Here is a 23,414-nt window from a genome sequence, read left to right on the forward strand (position 1 = left end):
GCATCTGTGGAAATGCAGATGAACGTTCAACGACTATTGAACCTTCCTAAACTTTTAAGCCACTTTGGAGGTGGGAGCATGGAAGAAGTAAATCGTAATGTACGGAGACGTCCTTACGAGGCGCGAGACAAAGAACGATTGATTAAAGAGATAATTGAGTTACATGAGCATGGAATGAGCCAAGTAGATATTGCGAAAACGCTTTGTATAGGAAGAGGAACGATTCTTAGATGGAATAAAGAATTAGAACTTTTTAAACCGAGAACACCTGGTGAAGCTGGTAAGCTGAAAAATAAGAAATATCGTTATAATGAACACTACTTTAAACAAGTAGATACAGCGAATAAAGCTTATTTAGTAGGTTATATTACAGGTGATGGAACGATTTTTGATCGTGGGAAATCTAAACGCCTTGTGTTATCACTCGCAGAGCAAGATCGACAACTACTTGATGATATCGCTAAAGAATTATGTATGTTGGAAGCAATGAAATTCCGACCACGCACAGCGCCAAATGAGCAAAATAAATATGCTTTACCAATCAATTCAACAGAAATGTGTAATGATTTAATTAAATTAGGGATTACACCTCGAAAAACAGGTTTTGAACGTTGGATTAATTTTGGAAGAGAAGATTTACAGTGGGCGTATTTAAGAGGTTTTTTTGATGCAGATGGTCATATATCAAGTCGTGGAAGACTGGGGTTTACAGGAAATAGTCATATGCTCCTGTCATTGCTACAATTTCTTCATAATAACCAGCTAGCTTTATCAGTCCATAGACTTTATCCGAAACAAGGTTGTGTAGACTTATACATTACTCGTAAAGATGATGTGAAAAAGATTGCGCAACAGTTATATAAGTATGGCTCTATACGACTCAATCGCAAATATGAAAAAATCAAATCCTTCTTTGATGATATAGTCTGATCTTATGTGAAAGCATAAGAATGTGGCAGAAATGACCACATCATAAAGGTATTTTAATATACTTTTTTGTAACAAAAAGCGTGGGGCACAAATGATTATGCTGGCAGATTGGCATCCTGATATCGTGGAATTTATTATTTCAAAAATGCAAAATCCACGTATTTTACGATACCTAATGGAAAATACAGCAGATGAGACGATTATTCGTCTAGCGAAAGAAAAATTAAACTTTAAGCCGCTTACAACGCAAGAAGAAGCGATGTATCAAGGCATTGTTAATTATAAAGGTATCGAGGGATTAGGCGGATTCGACAGTGGAATTATCCGTGAAGCAGAAAATAAATTGCGTGACGGTGGTACGTACACAGTTCATAACTCAGAGTTTTTAACAGGTGCGAACATCTCTGTAACGTTAACGAAAGAATTTATGGCAGCTGTTGAAGCAGATGCTGACTTCGAGCTTCGTTTCCCAGCCGTTGAAGAATATTCAAAAGAAGAAATGGCTATTTACAACAGTGAATGGCATAAAGTTGGAGATGTACGTGAATGGGAGAAGATGGGCTACAAAGTACGCACATATCGTACGATTAAGGCAAAAGAGCTTTGGAATCTCATCAACGTCTGTGCAACATACTCTGCAGAGCCAGGTATTTTCTTTATCGACAATGCTAACGATATGACAAATGCTAAAGCGTATGGTCAAAGTGTTGTAGCAACTAACCCATGTGGTGAACAACCACTAGCACCATATTCAGTTTGTAACTTAGCTGCTGTCAACTTAGCTCAGTTTGCGGATAAAGAAAACCAAACAGTCGATTATGAAGCATTACGTGAAACAGTTCGTGTTGGTGTTCGTATGCAGGATAATGTTATTGATGCAACACCTTACTTCCTAGAAGAAAACCGTGTACAAGCTCTTGGTGAGCGCCGTGTCGGTTTAGGGGTAATGGGCTTAGCGGATTTACTTATTTATTGTGAAAAAGAATATGGCTCAGATGCGGGTAATGCACTTGTAGATGAAATCTTTAAAACAATCGCAGAAACGGCATATGAAGCTTCGACAGAGCTTGCAAAAGAACGTGGTAGCTTCCCATTCTTAGTTGGAGCGACAGAGGAAGAAACGGCGCGTTTACGCAAAGCGTTCACTGAAACAGGCTTCATGCAAAAAATGCCTGCACACATTAAAGAGCAAATTTTAGCAACAGGTATTCGTAACTCACATTTACTAACGGTTGCGCCAACAGGATCTACAGGAACAATGGTAGGCGTAGCAACAGGTCTAGAACCGTATTTCTCATTTACTTATTATCGTTCTGGCCGATTAGGTAAATTTATTGAAGTAAAAGCGGAAATTGTTCAAGAATACTTAGACCGCCATCCAGAAGCTTCAGAAGATAAATTGCCTGAATGGTTTGTTACGGCAATGGAATTAAAACCAGAAGCGCATGCAGATGTGCAATGCATTATTCAAAAATGGATTGACTCATCAATTTCTAAAACAGTGAATGCTCCAAAAGGCTATACAGTTGAACAAGTAGAAAAAGTGTACGAGCGCTTATATAAAGGTGGCGCTAAAGGCGGGACGGTCTATGTTGATGGTAGCCGTGATTCACAAGTGCTTACACTAAAAGCAGAAGAAAATGATATGGATCAGTTATCGTTTGAAGAAGAATTAGTCGAAGAGCACACAAAACGTCCAGTTGTATTAGTTGATACGATTCAAGCGCTTGAGTCTACAACTGTAATTGGCTCGGATGTAGGAAACACATGCCCAGTATGTCGTAAAGGAACAGTCGAAGAAATGGGTGGCTGTAACACATGTACAAACTGTGGTGCACAATTAAAATGCGGTTTGTAAATTGAAGAATTAAAATAAAGCTTTGTGGAATCATCTTACCTCTAAACATAATTAGCGGTGAGATGATTTTTTTATTGGTAATTAATGTTATGATTATAAACAGAACTAAGAAACTAGGTTTCTACATAGTTGGGGGGCAAAGAAATGAAGCGTTCGTTGTGTAATATAACTAGGATAATGGGTATCGTATGCGCTATTTCAGCATTTTTTTATATTCGTAAGAGTATGTCTGGTAAAGCTCTCTTTGTTTCTAGTGGAATAAAAGTAGATTATTCTCTTATTAATTTGGAAAACAGTGAGGTCACTGCTTATGTTACATATGATGGAAAGACATATATGCGTGTTCAATTTAATGTATTAACAGAAGAAACAAAAGTCATTGGAAGTATAGATTCAATAAAATTAAATCGTTTGATAAAAAATAACATGACATTAACCGATGCTGACTTTATAGAAATGATTCAAAGCTCAGCGCGATTTTTTGTTGAAAATGAAATTGCTCATCCTGACGAATTTTACAGACAAAACCCCTCATAAAAAACTGCATCCAGTTAGATGCAGTTTTATTTTTTTCTAATCAGTGTATCGCCAAGCGGTATTCCAATCACTACAACCAAAACTGTTAAAACTAACAAGGCTTGAAATATAAAATACGCAATTTGATCAAACATCGTATCTCTTCTCTCCTTCCTTTTATTCTTATAGTACCCAACTGTTGCAAAGCCAAACTAATGTAATAAAGCATAAAATCATTTGAGCCTTTTATAATATAGTTTACTGCAAACCAACGTATGTATGCAGTCGACTTAAATTTTTTGAACTTCCATAATAGCGCACAATGTATTAATAAGCATCGCTGTTCTTCTTATACTTTTGGGGAAAGGTAGTTGTACAAAGTTAGATAACAATTTTAAATTATTCTGGATATTCATACGTCTTTAGGTGGGTGTGTTTTATCAATTTAATTTCTGGTCCAGCAGAAATTTCATAGGTCATTCGATCTTTCCCTACTGGAATCCACTGGCCACCATCGGTTGGTTCGATTTCAAATGTAATGTGCATTTTAAATCCTCGGAAACCATTTACTCTACTCGTTTCTAACACTTCGATTTTCCAAGGAGTGACAGCAGGTGAAAAATCCTTTAAAATTTTTGGATAATAATAGCGATTTAAATCTTTTTCAATATAAGGACTAAGCATTAACATGAGCATATCCTGTAATCTTAGCTGGTCAGAATCTTGCGTTGGTTCCGCTGATGAAACGGTTGATGTTTGAAAAGAAGTAATGAGAACAAGGGAGAGTATAAAAACGAGTACTATCTTTTTCATTTTCTTCAATACACCTCTCTACGATTTTTCCCTAATTAAAGTGTATTGTTAACTTATATTAAATAAAGTATGTACTTTTTGAATTAACGAGTGCGATGATTTAAAAGGGGTGAAACAGCATCAGTAGTGATAAAAGATATAAGAAAATAAATGGCAAAGTAATATATGGTAAGACGACCGAAGAACGATTTCAAGAAGTACATGGCATAACAATTGAGGAATGGGAAGCAAAAGGAGAAGAAAAATTTAAAGCAAAAATGGGAATGAGCTCGGACGAATGGTATATCAAACAGGTTAAATCCCTGACACCAATTGAGTATCTTAAACATAAAGGTGTTGTTGTTTCTGAAGATGATGTAGATTTAGTTATGGATTTACAAGAGTTGGGATTAAATGATGGTGTTATAAATGTATTACTGGATTATGTAATAATTGTTAGTAAAATTGGGTTTATTCACTCATTGGTAAGAGAAATGGGTGAAAGTTGGCACAATAAGAATATCTCAACTATTGAGCGTGCAATGGCCTTCGTAAGGGAAGTGTGGAAAAACTAAAGTCCTCGATTGTTTAATACGCATCGCTGTAGATTTAGAATAGTGATGTATGGAAGATAGAAATATTATAGTATCAACTATTAGTATCTGGTGGTAAAATTAATGCTTAGGAGATGAATTACATTGTGATGGGGGAATTAATAATGTTCGATACTCAAAAAATAAAAGAAATTATTAAACATCGTTATCCATTTCTTTTAGTTGATAGGATTTTGGAATTAGAAGAAGGAAAACGTGCCGTTGGAATGAAAAATGTAACTATAAATGAGAATTTTTTTAATGGGCACTTCCCTAATTACCCGGTTATGCCTGGTGTTTTAATTGTAGAAGCATTAGCTCAGGTAAGTGCTGTTGTGATGTTAACTAAAGAAGGAAATCAAGGACGATTAGGGCTGTTAGCAGGAGTGGATAACTGTCGTTTCAAACGGCAAGTAAAGCCTGGAAATCAACTCCATCTAGAGGTTGAAATCACGCGATTAAAAGGTCCTATTGGAAAAGCAAAAGGTATCGCCACAGTGGACGGAGAGCTGGCTTGTGAAGCAGAAATTCTATTTGCTTTTGGTGATTGAACGCAATTAGTAAAAAGTTACGCAAAATCTAAAACGAACAGTTAGCTTATGCAACTCAATGTTCTTTGGTAAATTACAAGGAACTCATATAGATAAAAGAATATGATAAACAATTTGCTTGTGTCTATGATTTGTAATCTAAGATACAAGTTTTTTTATGTCAGTTATAATGATAAGGATGTTTTTCAAGAAAAAGAAAATGCTTATTAAAATAAATATTTTTTGGAAATTGAACCTATTTTAATTTGTTAGTCGTCTAATAGCAGAATTTGAAGTTAGTTGAAAGGGAGGGTAGTAGAGTGGATAAAGATGAAAAAGATTTTTTACTAGAAAAAATAATGATTGAATATGGGAATGAGTTGGTACGATTGGCATTTTCTTATGTGAAAGATTCCGAGACTGCTAAGGATCTAGTGCAAAATACGTTTATTAAATGCTACAAAAATTTAGATTCCTTTCGATTTGAATCACAAATAAAAACATGGCTCTATCGTATAACAATTAACGAATGTAAAGATTATTTAAAAAGTTGGCATTATAAAATGGTACAAGTAAAAAGTTTTATACAAGAAACAGCAAAGTCAATATACCCATCTACCGAAAAAACAGTTATTGATAAATATCATAATGATGAAATTAAAGATACAATCTTTTCTCTTCCGAAAGTATATCGTGAAGTCGTTTATTTATACTTTTATGAGTCGTTAAAGACAGAAGAAATTGCTGATATTTTAGATATTCCAGTAAATACAGTAAAAACGAGATTAAGACGAGCAAAACAGAGATTAGAGACGATGATAAAGGAGGCAGAGCTGAATGGAAGATAAACATGTAAGAGAAAAACTTTATAAGACATCCGAAAAAGAATTAATTTTTACACAAGAAGACCGTCACGAAGTATTTGAACAAATTCGTACACTGGAGAAGAAAGATAAAATGCAAAAGAAATCTCTTTTTTCTTCCCCAAAAAGACTCGCGCCACTCACAGTTTCATTATTAGCAATAGGCTTATGTTTATTTTTATTTATTCCATCGATTTTTGTTGGAACTGGAAATGTTCATAACGAGCTTAACAAAAGTAATATAAGTGGGGGTGCCTATCAGGATGATGCCATTTTAACTACGCTCATTACTGTGAAGGCAAAAACGGAGGATAACAGAATACCACTTAATCTGTTACTTACATATAGTAAAAATAAAAAGATGATGAAAGTTTTATCTATTCCAAGCGCTACGTATGCACCGATAAAAAACATGGATGGAACAACTTCGAACGATAAATTGTTATTTGCGTATGCCTACGGTTTGGGAGGGGCAGAAAATGTAAAAGCAACAGTGTCTAAACTATTTAATTTACCAATTGATTATTATGCTGTTATAGATTTAGAAACCTTTTCCACATTCATACATGCTATGAATGGTATAGATTACGACTTACAAGAAGATACTCGAGTACGAGCTATAACGAGTGTGGCATTTGATTTTCAAAAAGGAACCAATCGGTTAAATGGGGAAGAGATTGTGGCCTTAATGATGGCGGCTACAGATGGAAGAAATTTAAGTGAAGAAAACCTCTTGCATCTCATTCATGCAGTTAGTAATAAAACTGAAAACGAAATGCCAGAAAAACAATTAAAAGAACTACTATCTCAAATTGAAACTAATCTGCCACTCGATCAATTGTTAGAGCAAAACATAGAAATTAAATCAATTGAATCATTATCTTTAAGTGCTGGAACTAGAGATGACATGATAGATGGAAAATACTATGTGATGTTTGAGGAAGAGTATTTACAAACTGTTGCAGAAGAGTTACTTACATTTAACTAACTAAAAGTGTCTATCCGTCAAATGAGGTGGATAGGCATTTTTTTATGCACACGACTTATTCTTAAAAGGAATCGATTTTTGAAATGGAAGATTTATAAAATTAGTTCGTAAAGTAGGGATTTTATAATATTGATAGAATATTTAATAAAAAGGGGGAGAGTATATGTCACGATTACCAATTATTGTAGCACCGATGTTTTTAGTATCAAATCCAGCAATGGTCATTGAGGCTAGTCGAGCGGGGGCTATTGGCTCGTTTCCGTTATTAAATGCAAGACCTGCGTCAACTTGCGCCGAATGGTTACAAGAAATTAAAGAAGCATTACCAACGGAGCCGTGGGCAGTCAATTTTATTTGTCATCCAGTAGCGAATGCACGTTTTGAGGAAGATTTGCAGTTAATTGAGGAATTTGAGCCGCCGATTGTTATTACATCGCTTGGTAATCCGAAAAGGGTCATCGACATTGTCCATCGCTATGGCGGTAAAGTATATGCTGATGTAGCAAACGTTAAGCATGCGGAGAAATCAGCCGCTACAGGTGTGGACGGCTTAATTCTTGTCTGTGCAGGGGCAGGTGGACATGGTGGGCAATTAAATCCATTTGGCTTTGTGTCGGCCGTTAAGAAATTCTTTAATGGAACAATTATATTATCAGGGTCTCTTTCAAGTGGTGCCGATGTTTTGGCAGCGCAAATTATTGGTGCGGACTATGCGTATTTAGGAACGCGATTTATCGCTTGTCATGAAGGGAATGCTCCAGAGGATTATAAAAAGATGGTCATCGACAGCAAAACAGATGATGTTTTATATACAGATGCGTTCAGTGGAGTTCATGTGAATGTGTTAATTCCCTCTTTATTAAAGGAAGGGATTGACCCGACGACCTTAAAGCCAAGGGAAGATATTGATTTAACACACCTTGTAAATGTGAAAGCTTGGCGTGATATTTGGTCGGCAGGGCATGGTGTCACAAATATTGAAAAATGCGAGTCAGTCCTTGAAATAATTACGACATTACAAGAGGAATATGAATGTGCAAAGCAGCAATTAAATGCTGTTCAGTCTTTATAAAAGGCATTTAAGGTATAAAAAATGTAAAACGCACAATGTGCTATTGAAATCAGCGCATTGTGCGTTTTTGTTATGCTAGTCGTGATTTAATGTAGCAGCAATTTCAGGTTGCTGTTCGACTTGAAGTAACATATTGAAAGATGCAATTGCTACTTCCACTTGTTCGTCCTGAGGCTCTCTTGTTGTTAATAATTGTAGCCATAGGCCAGGATAGCCTAAGTATCGTAACAAAGGAATGTTACGGCATGCATTTGTTGCCTGTAATACTTCAAATGATACCCCTAAAACAACGGGAATTAATAAAATACGGTCTACAATTCGTAACCACAGAGGATCTGTTGGTACGAAGAAATACAAAAACATACCAACGAATACAGTGAATAACATAAAGCTACTACCACAACGATAATGTAAACGAGATTGCGCTTGTACATTTTTTACAGTAATATCCATACCTGCTTCATAGCAATTGATTACTTTATGCTCGGCACCGTGATATTGGAAAACCCGTTTAATAATCGGTGTTAAAGAAATAAAGTATAAATAGGTAAGCAAAAGAAGTAGTTTAATGCCACTTTCCAGAAGGACTTGGCCTACTTTACCATCAATCCATCTAGAAAAGAAATCGGCAATAAATACTGGAATTAAAGTAAAGGCGAATTTCCCGAATAGAAAGGAAAGAATGCCGACAACGGCAACGCCTAAAATCATTTGTAACTTTGAGCCGCCTTCTTCTACATTTTCAGCTTCTTCGCCTGGTGTAACGTCATAACGATCCCCTGAAAATTGCATATGGCGTGAACCTAAACCTGCTGATTCGATAAGTGCAACAACGCCACGTACGAATGGGATTTTTTTTAGCTTTTGCAGAATCGGTTTTTGAACCTTTTTATAATGATAATAATCAATGGAATCATCGTTACGGCGAATGGCAGTAATCGTATGTTCCTTTCCTCCGAACATCACACCTTCTAATTGTGCTTGTCCCCCGTAAACAGGTGAATTGCTCAAGGCTAACACCACTCTCTTTATATATTTCAACTGTACCATTGTACTAAATTTAGCGAAAAACCTCTAGAGGTACGCATAGTAAATTTTCTATATGGTTACACTTATTGTGTAATTTTGTATTTTCAGAAAGATTGCTTTGTTTGTGTACAATGATATAGCACTACGAGCCAGTGTGTTAAGGATCATGCTGCTATGCTCGCATGCACAAAGGTCAAAATAGGAGGTATTAATATGAAGGTAGGCTTAATTACTTCAGTTGTTTATGCGATTGTTTTAGCAATATGTTTAAAAGGACTTCATTTTTTTCATTTAATTTCTTGGAATCCAATAGGTTTTTATAAGAAGTGGGAATTGTTTGAGGATAGCTCCAAATTATTTCATTGGAGTTTTCTAACATTAGCACTATTTGTAGTAGGTTTCTTTTTATATATGACTTTACGATATACGCATATTATACCAGCAGTATTGACTTCTTTTTTACTAGGACTAATTGTAACAATCACATTAGAATGGTTCTTGTTGGATTTACCAATGCAATCGACATCGTTTAAAAAAGTATCTATTCCTTTTATTGTTGTCGTAATTTGTCTTCTTCGCTTTTTACTTGAAACAGCTAATTTTCATCAGAAAGAGCATACAGCACAAAAAGGAAATTAGTTGCTGTATGCATTTGGTATGATAAAATAAAAAACAAGTACATAGAAAGAGGCGAATACTGCGTGAAGTTATTATGTTTGAATGGACCTAACTTAAATCGACTAGGGAAACGTGAGCCCCATATATACGGTCATGAAACACTAGAAGATGTAAAGAATAATGTTCAAAATCTCGCGGCTTCTCTTGGTGCTACAGTCGAGTTTCGTCAATCGAATCACGAGGGTGTTCTTGTTGATTGGGTACATGAAGCAGAAGATGAAAAGTATGATGGTATTATCTTTAATCCAGGTGCATATACCCATACAAGTGTAGCATTACATGATGCAATTGCAGGAGTTGCCGTACCAGTTATTGAAGTACATATTTCCAATATTCACAAACGTGAGGCTTTTCGCCATCATTCCTATCTTGCACCAGCCTGCCTTGGCCAAATTAGTGGACTTGGTACGAAAGGCTATGAACTAGCATTACGCACTTTTATTGAGAGGGAGAAATAATTATGTTGAAATTACAAAAGCTTCGTAAAACACTTCAAGAAAAAAACATCGATGGCATTTTAATTACAAACGAGTACAACCGTCGATACATGACAGGGTTTACAGGTACAGCAGGAGTGGCAATCGTGTCACAAAATGATGCTGTATTTATTACTGACTTCCGATATACTGAGCAAGCAGCTGCGCAAATACAAGATTTCCGTATTGTACAACACGAAGTAACGCTCCTAGAAGAAATTGCGACACAAGTCAAAGCAATGAGTATTAAATCATTGGGATTTGAGAAAGATACTGTAAGCTTTGGCACATATGAGTTATATAAAAATGTGATTCAAGCTGATTTAATACCCGTTTCTGGATTAATTGAAAAAATTCGCTTGATTAAGACTGAACAAGAGATTAATATTATTAAGGTTGCGTGTGAAATTGCAGATCACGCATTTACACATATTTTAGACTTCATCAAGCCAGGTAAAACAGAGCTTGAAGTTTCGAATGAATTAGAGTTTTTCATGCGACAACAAGGAGCAACACAGTCCTCATTTGATACAATTGTAGCGTCTGGTCTTCGCTCAGCACTACCACATGGTGTTGCTACGAATAAGGTTATTGAAAAAGGCGACTTTGTCACATTAGATTTTGGTGCACTATACAATGGCTATATTTCGGATATAACACGTACAGTGGCAGTTGGTGAGCCATCTGAAAAATTAGTAGAAATGTATAATACAGTACTTGCATCGCAACTTTTATCACTTGAAAAAGTTGGCCCTGGTTTAACGGGTATTCAGGCAGATGCAATTGCACGTGACTATTTAACAGAAAAAGGCTATGGTGAGGCATTTGGTCATTCTTTAGGACATGGTATTGGTCTTGAAGTACATGAAGGCCCTGGCTTATCGAAGCGTTCTGAAACGGTATTAGAACCGGGGATGGCTGTAACGATAGAACCAGGTGTTTATGTACCAGGAGTCGGTGGTGTACGTATCGAGGACGATATTTTAATCACTGAGTCAGGTAATGAACTGCTAACACATTCGACTAAAGAACTCATCATTTTATAAACAATGGAGGAACACAAATGATTTCAGTAAACGATTTCCGTACAGGTCTAACAATTATTGTTGATGGCCAATTATACCGCGTGTTAGATTTCCAACACGTTAAGCCAGGTAAAGGTGCTGCATTCGTGCGTTCTAAATTACGTAACTTACGTAACGGTTCTGTGAATGAGAAAACATTCCGTGCTGGTGAAAAAGTAGAAAAAGCACAAATTGATAACCGTAAAATGCAATATTTATATGCTCAAGGTGATGAGCATGTATTTATGGATTTAGAATCATATGAGCAAACTGAACTAGCTTCAGCTGCTATTGAATATGAATTAAAATTCCTAAAAGAAAACATGGAAGTACACATCCAATCTTACCAAGGCGAAATGCTAGGTGTAGAATTACCAAACACGGTTGAATTAGAAGTAACAGAAACAGAACCAGGTATTAAAGGTGATACAGCTTCAGGTGGTACAAAACCTGCAACACTTCAAACTGGTCTTATTGTTCAAGTTCCATTCTTCGTTAACCAAGGTGATGTGTTAATTATCAACACTTCAGAAGCTTCATACGTTTCACGCGCATAAGCACTATTTATTGAACCTACTCTTTTCATAAAGAGTAGGTTTTTTTATATCTATCACAAAATACAAAAATATGTAAAAAATTTGCAGGTCTTCTGGCTAAATAACGTTTACAATACAGATAAGAGGTGAAAGCAATGTTAAAAAAATTTGAGATGCAATATCCAATAATTCAAGCACCGATGGCGGGCGTGACGACACCAAAATTTGTTGCAGCTTGTGCAGAGGAAGGTATTTTAGGGTCCATTGGAGCGGGCTATTTAAATGGAGAGCAAACTAGAGACTTTATAAAAGAAGTGAAAAAGCTTACCAATAAACCTTTTGCGGTCAATTTATTTGTTCAAGAAGAGCCACGTATTGATATAGAAGTGCTCCAAAAAGCACGTATGGCGTTACAGCCTTACTATGATGAGTTAGGATTATCACCTGTACAAAGCGTGACGTCTAATGAAGTGTTTGAAGGGCAATTACAGGCAGTACTGGAAGAGCAGGTTGCAGTTTGTTCGTTTACATTTGGCATCCCATCGTCAGAGGTTATTCAACGTCTAAAAGACAACGGTGTGTATGTCATTGGCACTGCTACTACGTTAGAAGAAGCTATTCATATTGAACAAGCGGGTATGGATGCAGTCGTATTACAAGGTGGCGAGGCTGGTGGCCACCGCGGGTCTTTCATTGAACCACTCCAATTAATTGCTCGGGAAGATTTATTACAGCAAGTAGCGGGCAAAATTGCAATTCCAATCATAGTAGCTGGTGGTATTATCTCAAAAGAAGATGTAAAGCGCGCATTAGCTGGTGGTGCACAGGCGGTACAAATAGGTACAGCATTATTAGTTGCCGATGAATGTGAAATATCACCGCTATATAAAAATGCTATATTACAGTCGAAGGCACATCAGACGACTATAACGTATGCATTTACTGGCAAAGCGGCACGTGGCTTAGCCAATCATTTTACAGAACAAATGAAGGGTGCTGTCGTAGCTCCATATCCATTACAACATTATTTAACATCTACTATTCGTAAAGAAAGTACATTGCAAGGAAATGCTCAATATTTATCGATGTGGATGGGTGAAAATAGTCATCTAGTGGAACCGGGCACCGTGAAAAGCATAATAGAAAAATTAGTATAGTATGGGTGCCAGTCACTCAAACAATTCTGAATTGTTTGAGTGACTGGCACTGTTCTTTTTTTTTGGAGAGCGACATATATTGCTGTACACGAGGGGGCGTATGAATGGAATTACAGGACGTATTAAGAGTTGCTGGAGTGGGACTAGTAGTAGCGCTTCTTCATGTTTTTTTTGATCAAACAGGGAAGAAAGAATTTTCATTTTTCTTATTTTTCATTGCCTACTTATATATGACAGCGGAATTACTCAGATTTCTACGTCTATTTTTCACTGAAATATTAACATTCTTCCAGTGGTTGACCTCATCTGGGTAAGTAAATGGAAATTGTCATTGTTGCTGTTGTCATGCTGCTTCTATTGTTGCTTATAAAAGAGGTCATACAGCCACTCCACGCGCTGATAAGTGTTATGTTTTCGTTTTTACTGTTCAGTCTTTTGTTTACGACACTCCTGTTGCCATTTATTAAACAATTACTCGGAATGCTTACATTTTTGCCATATGCAAAAGCCATTGTGATGAGTGCTAGCCTTTTTTATGTAGGGCAATGGGTGTCTATGTTATTAGTGGAGAATAGCTATAAAATTCTCGGCAGTATTGTTTTCGATGCTGTAAAAATTGTTATTTTGTTGTATTGGTTTAAAGAATTTTTGGATGTTTTACAGGGGGTGTCCGCTATTTTACAAAGGTTAAACTAAGGGGCGAGGCTGGTGCAGGAGCAACTCATTTCATTTTTTATCGATCCATTTTTTCTCTTGCTCAAGATGACGCTTATATTGTGTGGCTACGTCATCATTTTTTTGATTGTTAACATGATCATACCAGAATTTGAAAAAGGGACAAGAATACTTTTTTTTCTTATTGTGTTAGCAACTATAGGGCCTGTAGTCGTCAATTCATTTCAACTAATTGATGAAATTGCAAAAGGACTTTCACATATATTTACGGCATTTTATCCCATTCTTACTTCAAGTTTTTTGTTATCTAGCAGCATCACTGCTATTGCTTCTTGGCAGCCTTTTTTGCTTTTTTTTGTACAAGTCCTCACGATTATTAGTAGTAAATGGCTTATCCCAGGTGTGCTTTTTGCCATCGTTTTTGATGTATGTAGTGTCATTGTCAAAGAAATATCTTTTACAAGAATTGCAGAGTTAATCCGTTTTACCATTATGAGTATCGTTTCAGCATCCGTTATTTGCTACATCATTTTAATGTCGGCAAGCGGAGTTGCTGCATTTAGTGTTAATAAAGCTGTTGCTGAGCCAGTAAAAAAATTAATTGAAGAAAATATTCCAGTAGTCGGTTCCTTTATTGTTGATAGTTTTTCGATGTTTCAGCATATGACTCAATTTTCTACTTCGATTAGTAGTATTAGTGCCTTTATAGCAGTTATTACAGTATCGTTTATTCCAACTGTCCAGCTCGTAGTGAGTGCATACTCGTTGAAACTATTAGCAGCTATTTTAGAACCGATTGCTTTTGATGATATTTGTAGATTACTCGATCATGTTAGTAAATCTCTATTTACTTTATGTGCAGTATCATTTCTAATTGCTTTTTCATTTATGTTTTCTTGTTTTTTCCTTATCGTTTTCGTGCAAGTGATGGTTGGGGGGAGATAGATTGATTCTTTTATTGGCGTTGCTCTTTATTTGTCAATTATTCGTATTTCTAACTGATGACCAACAAATAATTTCGCTAACAAAACTTGTCATTACGTTAGTATTTTTGCAAATGCTATTAAAGATTCCATTTATCAATTCATAGGAGGAAACAAGCGTACATACACTTGAAAAAGAGATGATGAAAGGAGGCAATGTAGAAGTGATGTGGAAAAGGTACGAAAAAAAACAACGTCATTTATTGTATTAATGCTTATTGCTGCCTCCGTAGGAATTTTCATCGTGTTTCCTATGTATCAAACGAATTCAACAAATGACCAAGTAACACCGAATACGAATGAAGAAAAACTTGAGCAAACGCTTAAGGCTATGCAAGGCGTTGGGGAGGTAAAAGTATATTTTTATTACGGAGAGATGACAGATGCGAAGGATGAAAATAAACTATTTAGCCAGTATTTTAGAGGGACTGACCAAAGTACGAAGGATGTAACAGGAATGCTAATTGTTTCAGAAGGTGCATCAGATATTTTTGTCAAAAATGAAATACGTGCTGTCGTCAGTCAAGTGATGCAATTACCTATTCATCGAATTATTATCGTTCCAATGGAAAATAAGGAGGAAAAGTAAATGCGCGTACGTAGAAGAACAGTTTGGTTTATGACATTATTAAGTCTAGTAGCAGTAATTTCAGTTTATTATTTGGTTGATCCTGCAAAACAATTTAATGGCTTAACAATTTTTACAGATGATACATTACAGCAAACAGCAATTACAGGTGTTACAGATCAGGAGGCAACGAATCAAGATGCAACGCAAGAAGTATTGTCTCCAAGTCACTTATTTGAAGAAATGCGTATGCAAGTTAGTGATGAAAGAAGTCAATTACGTCAACAGCTAACACAAAAAATTGGTTCAGAAGAATATACTGCTGAAGAAAAAAATGAAGCTTTTAATGAAATTGACGGTTTAATTAAACAGGAATCGGCAGAGGCAATGCTTGAAATGCTTATTAAATCATTAGGCTATTCCGATGCTTTTGTTAGAGCGGAAGGTGAGAAAGTTTCTGTCACAGTTATGGCGGAAGAGTTATCAAAATCACAAGCAAATGAGATTATTTATCTAGTAAAAACAGAGTGGGAAGGCGCAAATGATGTGCAAGTTAAATTCAGCGCAAACAACTTCTAGAAAATTTAAAGAAAAAAAGGAATATTCCGTTTATTAACGCATCGTTGTTATATATCAGCATAATGAAAAGGCTTTCGTTTAGTAAAAGAAAGCCTTTTATTATGTTTATATTTACTTAATTTTCATTTAAGTGTTTCAAATTGTGTCAAAAAAATATAGAATAGTGATTGTAGTAGATTTTATTTCATAAGGAGAGTTAGAAATGTTCAAAATTCAAGAAATTCGTGAAATTATTAAATTAGTAGATTCTTCTTCAATCGACGAGTTCGTTTATGAAGTAGATGGCGCAAAAGTTAAATTAAAAAAGAATGGTGTTGTTGTTACTGAAACTGTGGCACCTAAAAAAGTAGAAACAGCCCCTGTTGTACAACAATCTGCACCAGCTACATCTGTAGCAGCTCCAGCTCCAGCTAAAGTTGAAGAAGCACCCGCAACACCTGCAAGTAACGACCCATCGTTACATAAAATTGTATCACCAATGGTAGGTACGTTCTATGCAGCTCCAAACCCAGATTCACCAGCATACGTAAAAGTGGGCGACAAAGTAGGCGACGAAACAATTGTTTGTATCGTAGAAGCGATGAAGCTATTCAACGAAATCGAAGCAGAAGTTAAAGGTGAAATCGTTGAAGTACTAGCTAAAGATGGCGATTTAGTAGAATACGGTCAACCATTATTCCTTGTAAAAGCTGAGTAAGGAGTGCAAACCATGAAAAAAGTTTTAATCGCAAACCGCGGCGAAATCGCTGTACGTATTATTCGTGCTTGTAAAGAGTTAGGCATCAAATCAGTTGCCGTATATTCTGAAGCAGATGCAGATGCATTACATGTGAAGTTAGCAGACGAAGCTTATTGTATCGGTCCGAAGCTATCAAAAGATTCTTATTTAAGCTTCCCAGCATTATTAAGCGTGGCAGAAAAAACAGGAGCAGACGGTATCCATCCTGGTTACGGTTTCGTTTCTGAAAATGCTGATTTTGCTGAGGCGTGTGAAAATGCGGGCATTAAATTTATTGGTCCTTCATCTGATTCAATTAAAATCATGGGGATTAAAGACGTTGCTCGTACAACAATGGAAGCGGCAGGTGTTCCACTTGTTCCAGGTACTGGTATTGTACCAGATATCGAAACAGGTAAAGAGTGGGCTGCGAAAATCGGTTACCCTGTAATTATTAAAGCAACTGCTGGGGGTGGCGGTAAAGGTATCCGTGTAGCTCGTACAGAAGAAGATCTTGTAAAAGGCATTGATATTACGCAAAAAGAGGCTGCTGCAGCGTTCGGTAACCCTGGCGTATATTTAGAAAAATTCATCGAATACTTCCGTCACTGTGAAATTCAAGTGTTAGCTGATAGTTTCGGTAATGTCGTACATTTAGGCGAACGTGACTGTACAGTACAACGTCGTATGCAGAAGTTAGTAGAGGAAGCTCCATCTCCTGCACTATCATCTGAACGTCGTGCAGAAATGGGTGCAGCAGCGGTGAAAGCAGCCGAAGCATGTAACTATGAAGGTGCTGGTACAATCGAGTTCATCTACGACTATCAAGAGGACAAGTTCTACTTTATGGAAATGAATACGCGTATCCAAGTAGAACATCCAGTAACAGAAATGATTTCTGGTGTCGATCTTGTGCAACAACAATTAAAAATTGCATCTGGTGAGAAACTTCCATTCACACAAGATGATATTAAAATAAATGGTTGGGCAATTGAATGCCGTATTAACGCAGAAAATGCATACAAAAACTTCATGCCATCAGCTGGTACTGTAGACACTTACATCACACCAGGTGGCTATGGTGTACGTATCGATTCTGCTGTTTATGCAGGTTATACAATTCCTCCATACTACGATTCAATGGTAGCAAAACTTATTGTTCATGCTGATACGCGTGAAGAAGCAATTGCCAAAATGAATCGTGCGCTTAGTGAATTTGAAGTAGCTGGTCCTGGTATCAATACAACAATTCCATTCCACCAAGCATTAATGAACAATGATGTTTTCAAATCTGCGCAATTCAACACGAAATTCTTGGAAGAGAACGACGTATTAGGAACAAATAAATAATTGTCGCTTGATTGAGCACTATTCTAACTGTTCTATAAGCGGTGAGGGGTTGAACACCTCTTACTGATAGTTTTGATAGTACAAATAGAATATAAGACTTAACGAAACATGTTCTGCCCTCTAACATATTTGTTAGAGGGTTTTTTGCGTGGAAAAAAGTGAACACTTTACGAAGTATTTGTACGTCATATCACAATAATACTTTCAAAGTTTTCGACACAATGACATTCAGTTTCACTCGATGTTCTAGAAATAATTATAAAGTAATTTGTATTATTGTATTATTATGTAAATATGGTAGCTGTTATCATGGTACTGAAAGTGAATGTATAAAAAGAGCTAAGGTGACGTATCGTTTCGGCAGTCATTTAAAGTATGTAAGGGGATGATTTGGTATTGAATAATTTTGAAGAATACGATGACCCAATTTTATATGATAAAGAAAATGAGCAATTTATGCCCGAATTGCCGTTCTTACTAAAATGGGCGTCCTATACGCAAGGTACTATTATTGATTTAGCTTGTGGCACAGGGAGATTGACGATTCCTATGGCGAAAAATGGTTACAAGTTAATCGGAGTAGACATACATGTGGGCATGATTAAGGAGGCGAGGAAGAAGGCAGCTCATTTTGATTTACCAATCGAATGGGTTGAGCAAGACTGTACGACATTAAAGTTAACGACTAAAAGTAATTTCATCTATTCTGTTGGTAATTCTTTTCAACATTTCCTTACAAATCAATCCCAAGATGATTTCTTTTCTTCTGTGCATAAGCATTTAGAAAAGGGCGGCGTGTTTATTTTTGGTACGAGGTTCCCAAGTGTTGAGGAATTGCTTCAACCGAGTACAGAAGAATACTGGAGAACATATACAGATAGTGATACGCTTTATAATGTAGATCTTTATACAATTAGTTTTTATGATTCATTAAATCAAATTCAACAGTATACAACAATTAGAAAGTATAAAAATAGCGAAGGTCAAATTGTAGATGAGAAAAGAACCAACATTAGTTTACGATATGTGTTTCCAAAAGAAATGGAAAGAATGGTACAGGATAATGGATTAGAAATCGTTGATGTTTATCAGGATTGGAATGAGACCCCTGCAACAAATGATAGTTATGAATTAATATATGTTTGTAAAAAAATCTGAAATTTTAATAGTATTTCTCTTTTCCTTCAACTTTAATAGTTGAAGGTTTTTTTATGTAAAGAAACGTTATGTACAAGTTAAGGCCCGAAAAGTAACATACGGAACTTGCTATACCACAATTTCATCATTATTGGCGTTAGAAGTTTTATAGCTAACCCACTAAGAAAAAATTAGCACCCACCTAAAATTGACACAATAATAATGCTCCAGCATGTTTCTTAACAAGATAAGAAAATGGTGGATAAATGGAAAAACGTGGAGTGAGTAACAGACGTTAAATGCTCCTCTATAAAGCATTTTTTTAACAGTGTTACATGCACTATTATGGATTTTTTTAATCGTTTTTGGATGGAAATGATTGAATTTGATTTTTTCATATTCTATAATAAAACCGTAAAATGAATGGCTGAGTGGTGTGGTTATTTATAACCTTTTTGTGCATGAAAATTAGGGGGGACAACGGATTTTAAAATATGCTACTACACTTGTTCAAAAATTATTAACGTAAAGTTAGTATGAATCATCCAAAAGCAATCATGACATTAAACGACTTAACTTCTTGATAAATCATAGTAAAACTTTCTAGGGGGATATCAAAATGAAAAAAACATTCAAAGTTACAGTACTAGAAGGATTACATGCAAGACCAACAACATTGTTAGTAACAGCTGTATCTTCATTTGAATCGAATGTAACGCTAATTTACAAAGAAAAATCAGCAAATTTAAAATCAATTATGGGTGTTATGTCACTGGCCGTATCACCAGGTTCTATCATTGAGATTGCAGCGGAAGGTCGGGATGCTACTGAATTATTAGATAAAGTAACAGAAGTAATCATCTCTCAAGGGATTGGTGAAGAATGCTAGTAATAAATGGTATTGCTGTTTCTGATGGTATTGCCGTAGCGGATGCCTATTGTTTAGTAGAACTCGATTTGTCGTTTGAAAAACAAAGGATTAAGGATGTTGATGCAGAAAAGGATAGACTGCAAGAGGCAATTATGAAAGTAAAATTAGAATTAGAAGATATTCGAGCTATTGTCGATAGTAAATATGGTGCAGAAAAGGCAGCTATTTTTTCAGCACATTTATTGTTGATAGCTGATCCAGAAATTTTGGCATCCATTGAAACAATAATAAACGATGGCTGGAATGCAGAATATGCTGTCCAAGAAACCGCCAATACATATATTGAAATGTTTGAAGCAATGGATAATGGATATATGCAAGAGCGTGCGGCAGATATTCGAGATGTTTCAATGCGCTTACTAGCTAATTTGTTAGGTATAGATATATTGGATTTTAGCCGTATTTCCTCAGATGTCATTATTGTTGCAAATGATTTAACGCCATCTATCACGGCACAATTAGATACAACCTATGTTAAGGGCTTTATTACTAATACAGGGGGGAGAAGTTCACATTCAGCTATTTTAGCCAAAATGATGGAGATTCCCGCAATTGTTGGGACAAAAACAGCCACACAAGATATCGTGCAAGGGGCTTCAGTTATTATTGATAGTATGAATAGTAAAGTTATTATGAATGCTACAGAAGAAGTACTCAATGACTACTTGGAGAAACAGAAAGCGTACAAAGAGGAGAAAGAATTACTGAAGCAATATCGTTTAAGTGATAGTGTGAGCGCTGATGGTTATCGTGTAGCGATTGCGGGGAACATCGGGAAGCCACAAGATGTTGACTTCATTCTTGAAAATGGTGGGGATGGTATCGGACTATTCCGTACCGAATTTTTGTACATGGATCGTCATCAATTGCCGACAGAAGAAGAACAATTTATCGCTTACAAAACGGTTCTAGAAAAAATGCATGGCAAGCCAACTGTTGTGCGCACATTAGATGTAGGTGGCGATAAAAACCTACCTTATTTAAAACTAGACTATGAGATGAATCCATTTTTAGGTTTTCGTGGAGTGCGTCTTTGTTTAGACAAGAAGAACATTTTCCTTACACAATTACGTGCTCTATTAAAAGCAAGCATTTATGGGAATTTGAAAATAATGTTTCCAATGATAGCAACACTCGATGAATTTAGAGAGGCAAAAGCTTTATTATTCGAGGAAAAACAAAAACTAATAAATAGTGGGTTTGCAGTATCGGAAACGATTGAAGTAGGTCTTATGGTTGAAATTCCATCTGCGGCAATTATCTCTGACTTATTCGCCCAAGAGGCGGACTTTCTATCGATAGGTACGAATGATTTAATTCAATATACATTAGCGGCAGACCGTATGAATGAAAAAGTTTCGTATTTGTATCAGCCGTATCATCCTGCCATTTTAAGACTTGTGCAAACAGTTATTGAGGCTGCACATAAAAATGGCAAATGGGTAGGAATGTGTGGTGAAATGGCTGGAGATGAAATAGCTATTCCAATTTTGTTGGCGCTTGGATTGGATGAATTTTCAATGAGTGCTCCGTCTATATTAAAGGCACGTGCCCAAATTGCAAAATTATCTAAAATGGAACTAACTGAACATCTTGAGCAATTACTTACACTTAAGACAGCTTTTGAAGTAGAAGCTTATGTGAAAACGTATTTATTATCATCGTGTCATAATAATCAATAGTTAATCAGACGAACAAACAAGAGGGTGGGAAATTATTATTACAGCGGAACGACATCATATTATTTTAGATTTATTAACTCGTCATGGTGTAGTTGAGTTGCAGAATTTAGTGCAAAGAACAAAAGCATCCGAGTCCACAATTAGAAGAGATTTAGCACTTTTAGAAGAGCAAGGACTGTTGAAGCGGATTCATGGAGGGGCTACTCATCCTTCTTCCAAAATTGATGAACAAACTATTCAAGATAAATCATTCATTAACCTTCATGATAAGCAAATCATTGCTAAAGCTGCAGCGACAATGATTAGTGATGGGGATTGTGTTTATTTTGATGCAGGATCGACTGTTTCTGAAATGATTCCATTTGTCACTAATAAAAAAATCGTCGTTGTAACAAATGGCTTGATGCATGTTGATGCATTAACTACAGCTAAGATTCCAACTTATATATTAGGAGGAAAAATAAAAATGAATACGAAAGCAATAGTTGGCTCTGTAGCGCAAGAAAATTTAAAACAGTATCGGTTTGATAAGTGCTTTTTAGGTATAAACGGTATAAATGTAAAGTTTGGATATACAACGCCTGATCCTGAAGAAGCAGCGCTTAAGAAAACTGCAATGGAATTAGCAGAAGAAACGTTTGTTTTGGCTGATAGGAGTAAGTTTTCAGGCATATATTTTGCGAAAGTAGCGGATGTAGAAAAAGCAAGTATTATCACAACGAATACGGATAATGAAACTATAAAAAAATACTTTGAAAAAACAAGCTTGAAGGTTGTGACATCATGATTTATACAGTAACGCTGAATCCATCTATTGATTTAATCATTGAGGTGGGCGATTTTCAAATAAATAAATTAAATCGTATTGAGCGTGACAGTAAATTTCCTGGTGGAAAAGGAATTAATGTATCACGTGTATTAAACACGATTGGCATTCAGTCTGTGGCATTAGGTTTTATTGGGGGTTTTACAGGAGCATACATTCAAAACACGTTAGAAAGTGAAGGGATTCAAACGGATTTTGTAAAAATACAGGAAGATACTCGAATAAATATTAAGCTGAAAACTGGGAGAGAGACTGAATTTAATGCTCAAGGGCCAGTTCTAACCGAACAAAATATACGGGAATTGTATAAAAGGTTAGAGAATTTACAAGAAGGCGATTTTTTAGTTTTAGCAGGTAGCATCCCCCCTTCACTGCCCAAAACCTTTTATGCAGATTTAACGAGGAAGTATCGTTCACGTGGAGTGAAAGTAGTAGTGGATGCGAGTGGAAAGGTTCTTGCTGAAGTAATACGAAATAATCCCTTTTTAGTAAAACCGAATCATCATGAATTAAGCGATTTGTTCGGAGTCGCAATCAAAACCTTGGATGACATCATATCATACGGCAAAAAGGTTGTAGAAATGGGAGCTGAAAATGTTATTGTGTCGATAGCTGGCGATGGCGCATTGCTATTTACAAAAGGTGAAGTTTACAAGGCTACTGTTCCAAATGGGGAAGTGGTGAATTCTGTAGGCGCCGGAGACTCGTTAGTAGCAGGCTTTATTGGCACTTATATAAAAGAACTTGACTTTATTAAAGCGTTCCAAGTTGCTGTAGCAACGGGCAGTGCTACTGCTTTTAGCGAGGATTTAGCATCTAAAGAAAAAATTGATTTATTATTAGCACAAGTAGCTATCAAAAAAATTTAATATAGGTGGTGTAG

General features: G+C 36.1%; 27 protein-coding genes and 1 pseudogene. 26 read left to right on the forward strand and 2 right to left on the reverse strand.

Features of this window, described 5'->3' with window-relative positions:
* Nucleotides 1–78: 78 nt before the first annotated feature.
* The 3 genes and pseudogenes from ACIQ1H_RS03220 to ACIQ1H_RS03230 all read left to right on the forward strand — a co-directional run bounded on the left by ACIQ1H_RS03220 (nt 79) and on the right by ACIQ1H_RS03230 (nt 3,325).
* The gene (locus ACIQ1H_RS03220) at nt 79–930 is read left to right on the forward strand and encodes an LAGLIDADG family homing endonuclease (RefSeq protein ID WP_402886476.1); all 852 of its coding nucleotides are present in this window, start codon (nt 79–81) and stop codon (nt 928–930) included.
* A gap of 76 nt (nt 931–1,006) precedes the next feature.
* Nucleotides 1,007–2,788, forward strand: a pseudogene (locus ACIQ1H_RS03225) (vitamin B12-dependent ribonucleotide reductase); the annotation flags it as partial.
* 144 nt (nt 2,789–2,932) lie between these two features.
* The gene (locus ACIQ1H_RS03230; protein ID WP_402886477.1) at nt 2,933–3,325 is read left to right on the forward strand and encodes a hypothetical protein; all 393 of its coding nucleotides are present in this window, start codon (nt 2,933–2,935) and stop codon (nt 3,323–3,325) included.
* Nucleotides 3,326–3,703: 378 nt separating this feature from the next.
* On the opposite strand, the gene ACIQ1H_RS03235 is transcribed toward ACIQ1H_RS03230, so the two are convergent.
* Complete coding sequence (locus ACIQ1H_RS03235; RefSeq protein ID WP_402886479.1) at nt 3,704–4,117, reverse strand: DUF3888 domain-containing protein; 414 nt, start codon at nt 4,115–4,117, stop codon at nt 3,704–3,706.
* A 263-nt stretch (nt 4,118–4,380) separates the two neighbouring features.
* On the opposite strand from ACIQ1H_RS03235, the gene ACIQ1H_RS03240 reads away from it, so the two are divergent.
* From ACIQ1H_RS03240 to ACIQ1H_RS03260, 5 genes are all read left to right on the forward strand, one after another.
* Nucleotides 4,381–4,671, forward strand: a complete 291-nt coding sequence (locus ACIQ1H_RS03240; protein ID WP_402886481.1) for a DnaD domain protein — start codon at nt 4,381–4,383, stop codon at nt 4,669–4,671.
* Nucleotides 4,672–4,814: 143 nt separating this feature from the next.
* A complete protein-coding gene (gene fabZ / locus ACIQ1H_RS03245) occupies nt 4,815–5,240 on the forward strand; it encodes a 3-hydroxyacyl-ACP dehydratase FabZ (RefSeq protein WP_402886482.1) in 426 nt (141 codons plus the stop codon).
* Nucleotides 5,241–5,539: 299 nt separating this feature from the next.
* Entirely contained in the window at nt 5,540–6,067 is a 528-nt protein-coding gene (locus ACIQ1H_RS03250; RefSeq protein WP_402886484.1) for a sigma-70 family RNA polymerase sigma factor, read from the forward strand.
* Complete coding sequence (locus ACIQ1H_RS03255) at nt 6,057–7,070, forward strand: LCP family protein (RefSeq protein WP_402886486.1); 1,014 nt, start codon at nt 6,057–6,059, stop codon at nt 7,068–7,070. The genes ACIQ1H_RS03250 and ACIQ1H_RS03255 overlap by 11 nt, the downstream gene beginning before the upstream one ends.
* A 163-nt stretch (nt 7,071–7,233) precedes the next feature.
* Nucleotides 7,234–8,142 carry an NAD(P)H-dependent flavin oxidoreductase gene (locus ACIQ1H_RS03260; RefSeq protein WP_402886488.1) on the forward strand — a complete coding sequence of 303 codons (909 nt, stop codon included), beginning with the start codon at nt 7,234–7,236 and terminating at the stop codon, nt 8,140–8,142.
* A 75-nt stretch (nt 8,143–8,217) separates the two neighbouring features.
* On the opposite strand, the gene ACIQ1H_RS03265 is transcribed toward ACIQ1H_RS03260, so the two are convergent.
* Nucleotides 8,218–9,192, reverse strand: a complete 975-nt coding sequence (locus ACIQ1H_RS03265) for a DUF1385 domain-containing protein (protein WP_173479073.1) — start codon at nt 9,190–9,192, stop codon at nt 8,218–8,220.
* A gap of 192 nt (nt 9,193–9,384) precedes the next feature.
* On the opposite strand from ACIQ1H_RS03265, the gene ACIQ1H_RS03270 reads away from it, so the two are divergent.
* The 18 genes from ACIQ1H_RS03270 to pfkB all read left to right on the forward strand — a co-directional run bounded on the left by ACIQ1H_RS03270 (nt 9,385) and on the right by pfkB (nt 23,400).
* Entirely contained in the window at nt 9,385–9,810 is a 426-nt protein-coding gene (locus ACIQ1H_RS03270) for a hypothetical protein (RefSeq protein WP_402886490.1), read from the forward strand.
* Nucleotides 9,811–9,872: 62 nt separating this feature from the next.
* Nucleotides 9,873–10,307, forward strand: coding sequence for a type II 3-dehydroquinate dehydratase (gene aroQ, locus ACIQ1H_RS03275; RefSeq protein WP_173479071.1), 435 nt, complete (start codon nt 9,873–9,875; stop codon nt 10,305–10,307).
* Between the two features lie 2 nt (nt 10,308–10,309).
* On the forward strand, nt 10,310–11,371 hold the full coding sequence (locus ACIQ1H_RS03280; protein ID WP_173479070.1) for a M24 family metallopeptidase: 1,062 nt from the start codon (nt 10,310–10,312) through the stop codon (nt 11,369–11,371).
* A gap of 17 nt (nt 11,372–11,388) precedes the next feature.
* Nucleotides 11,389–11,946 (forward strand): elongation factor P, encoded by a 558-nt coding sequence (gene efp, locus ACIQ1H_RS03285; RefSeq protein WP_401010310.1) that lies wholly within the window; start codon nt 11,389–11,391, stop codon nt 11,944–11,946.
* A 134-nt stretch (nt 11,947–12,080) separates the two neighbouring features.
* Entirely contained in the window at nt 12,081–13,082 is a 1,002-nt protein-coding gene (locus ACIQ1H_RS03290; protein ID WP_402886493.1) for an NAD(P)H-dependent flavin oxidoreductase, read from the forward strand.
* A 104-nt stretch (nt 13,083–13,186) separates the two neighbouring features.
* Nucleotides 13,187–13,396, forward strand: coding sequence for a hypothetical protein (locus ACIQ1H_RS03295; RefSeq protein WP_008179863.1), 210 nt, complete (start codon nt 13,187–13,189; stop codon nt 13,394–13,396).
* Nucleotides 13,397–13,400: 4 nt separating this feature from the next.
* A complete protein-coding gene (locus tag ACIQ1H_RS03300; protein WP_173479067.1) occupies nt 13,401–13,778 on the forward strand; it encodes a hypothetical protein in 378 nt (125 codons plus the stop codon).
* Nucleotides 13,779–13,790: 12 nt separating this feature from the next.
* A complete protein-coding gene (locus tag ACIQ1H_RS03305; protein ID WP_402886495.1) occupies nt 13,791–14,702 on the forward strand; it encodes a stage III sporulation protein AE in 912 nt (303 codons plus the stop codon).
* A gap of 1 nt (nt 14,703) precedes the next feature.
* Complete coding sequence (locus ACIQ1H_RS03310; protein ID WP_173479065.1) at nt 14,704–14,847, forward strand: hypothetical protein; 144 nt, start codon at nt 14,704–14,706, stop codon at nt 14,845–14,847.
* A 62-nt stretch (nt 14,848–14,909) separates the two neighbouring features.
* Nucleotides 14,910–15,329: a hypothetical protein gene (locus tag ACIQ1H_RS03315; RefSeq protein WP_402886497.1), complete on the forward strand. Its 420-nt coding sequence runs from the start codon at nt 14,910–14,912 to the stop codon at nt 15,327–15,329.
* On the forward strand, nt 15,330–15,887 hold the full coding sequence (locus ACIQ1H_RS03320; RefSeq protein ID WP_402886498.1) for a SpoIIIAH-like family protein: 558 nt from the start codon (nt 15,330–15,332) through the stop codon (nt 15,885–15,887).
* A gap of 202 nt (nt 15,888–16,089) precedes the next feature.
* A complete protein-coding gene (accB, locus tag ACIQ1H_RS03325; protein WP_402886499.1) occupies nt 16,090–16,584 on the forward strand; it encodes an acetyl-CoA carboxylase biotin carboxyl carrier protein in 495 nt (164 codons plus the stop codon).
* Between the two features lie 12 nt (nt 16,585–16,596).
* The gene (gene accC / locus ACIQ1H_RS03330; protein WP_401010298.1) at nt 16,597–17,955 is read left to right on the forward strand and encodes an acetyl-CoA carboxylase biotin carboxylase subunit; all 1,359 of its coding nucleotides are present in this window, start codon (nt 16,597–16,599) and stop codon (nt 17,953–17,955) included.
* Nucleotides 17,956–18,345: 390 nt separating this feature from the next.
* On the forward strand, nt 18,346–19,113 hold the full coding sequence (locus ACIQ1H_RS03335; protein ID WP_402886501.1) for a class I SAM-dependent methyltransferase: 768 nt from the start codon (nt 18,346–18,348) through the stop codon (nt 19,111–19,113).
* Nucleotides 19,114–19,711: 598 nt separating this feature from the next.
* Complete coding sequence (locus tag ACIQ1H_RS03340; RefSeq protein WP_402886502.1) at nt 19,712–19,981, forward strand: HPr family phosphocarrier protein; 270 nt, start codon at nt 19,712–19,714, stop codon at nt 19,979–19,981.
* Nucleotides 19,975–21,705, forward strand: coding sequence for a phosphoenolpyruvate--protein phosphotransferase (gene ptsP / locus ACIQ1H_RS03345; RefSeq protein WP_402886504.1), 1,731 nt, complete (start codon nt 19,975–19,977; stop codon nt 21,703–21,705). The genes ACIQ1H_RS03340 and ptsP overlap by 7 nt, the downstream gene beginning before the upstream one ends.
* Nucleotides 21,706–21,739: 34 nt before the next feature.
* Complete coding sequence (locus ACIQ1H_RS03350) at nt 21,740–22,492, forward strand: DeoR/GlpR family DNA-binding transcription regulator (RefSeq protein WP_402888535.1); 753 nt, start codon at nt 21,740–21,742, stop codon at nt 22,490–22,492.
* The gene (gene pfkB, locus ACIQ1H_RS03355) at nt 22,489–23,400 is read left to right on the forward strand and encodes a 1-phosphofructokinase (RefSeq protein WP_402886506.1); all 912 of its coding nucleotides are present in this window, start codon (nt 22,489–22,491) and stop codon (nt 23,398–23,400) included. The genes ACIQ1H_RS03350 and pfkB overlap by 4 nt, the downstream gene beginning before the upstream one ends.
* Nucleotides 23,401–23,414 lie beyond the last annotated feature (14 nt).

The organism is Lysinibacillus sp. NPDC097279 (assembly GCF_044761745.1).
Taxonomy (GTDB): domain Bacteria; phylum Bacillota; class Bacilli; order Bacillales_A; family Planococcaceae; genus Lysinibacillus.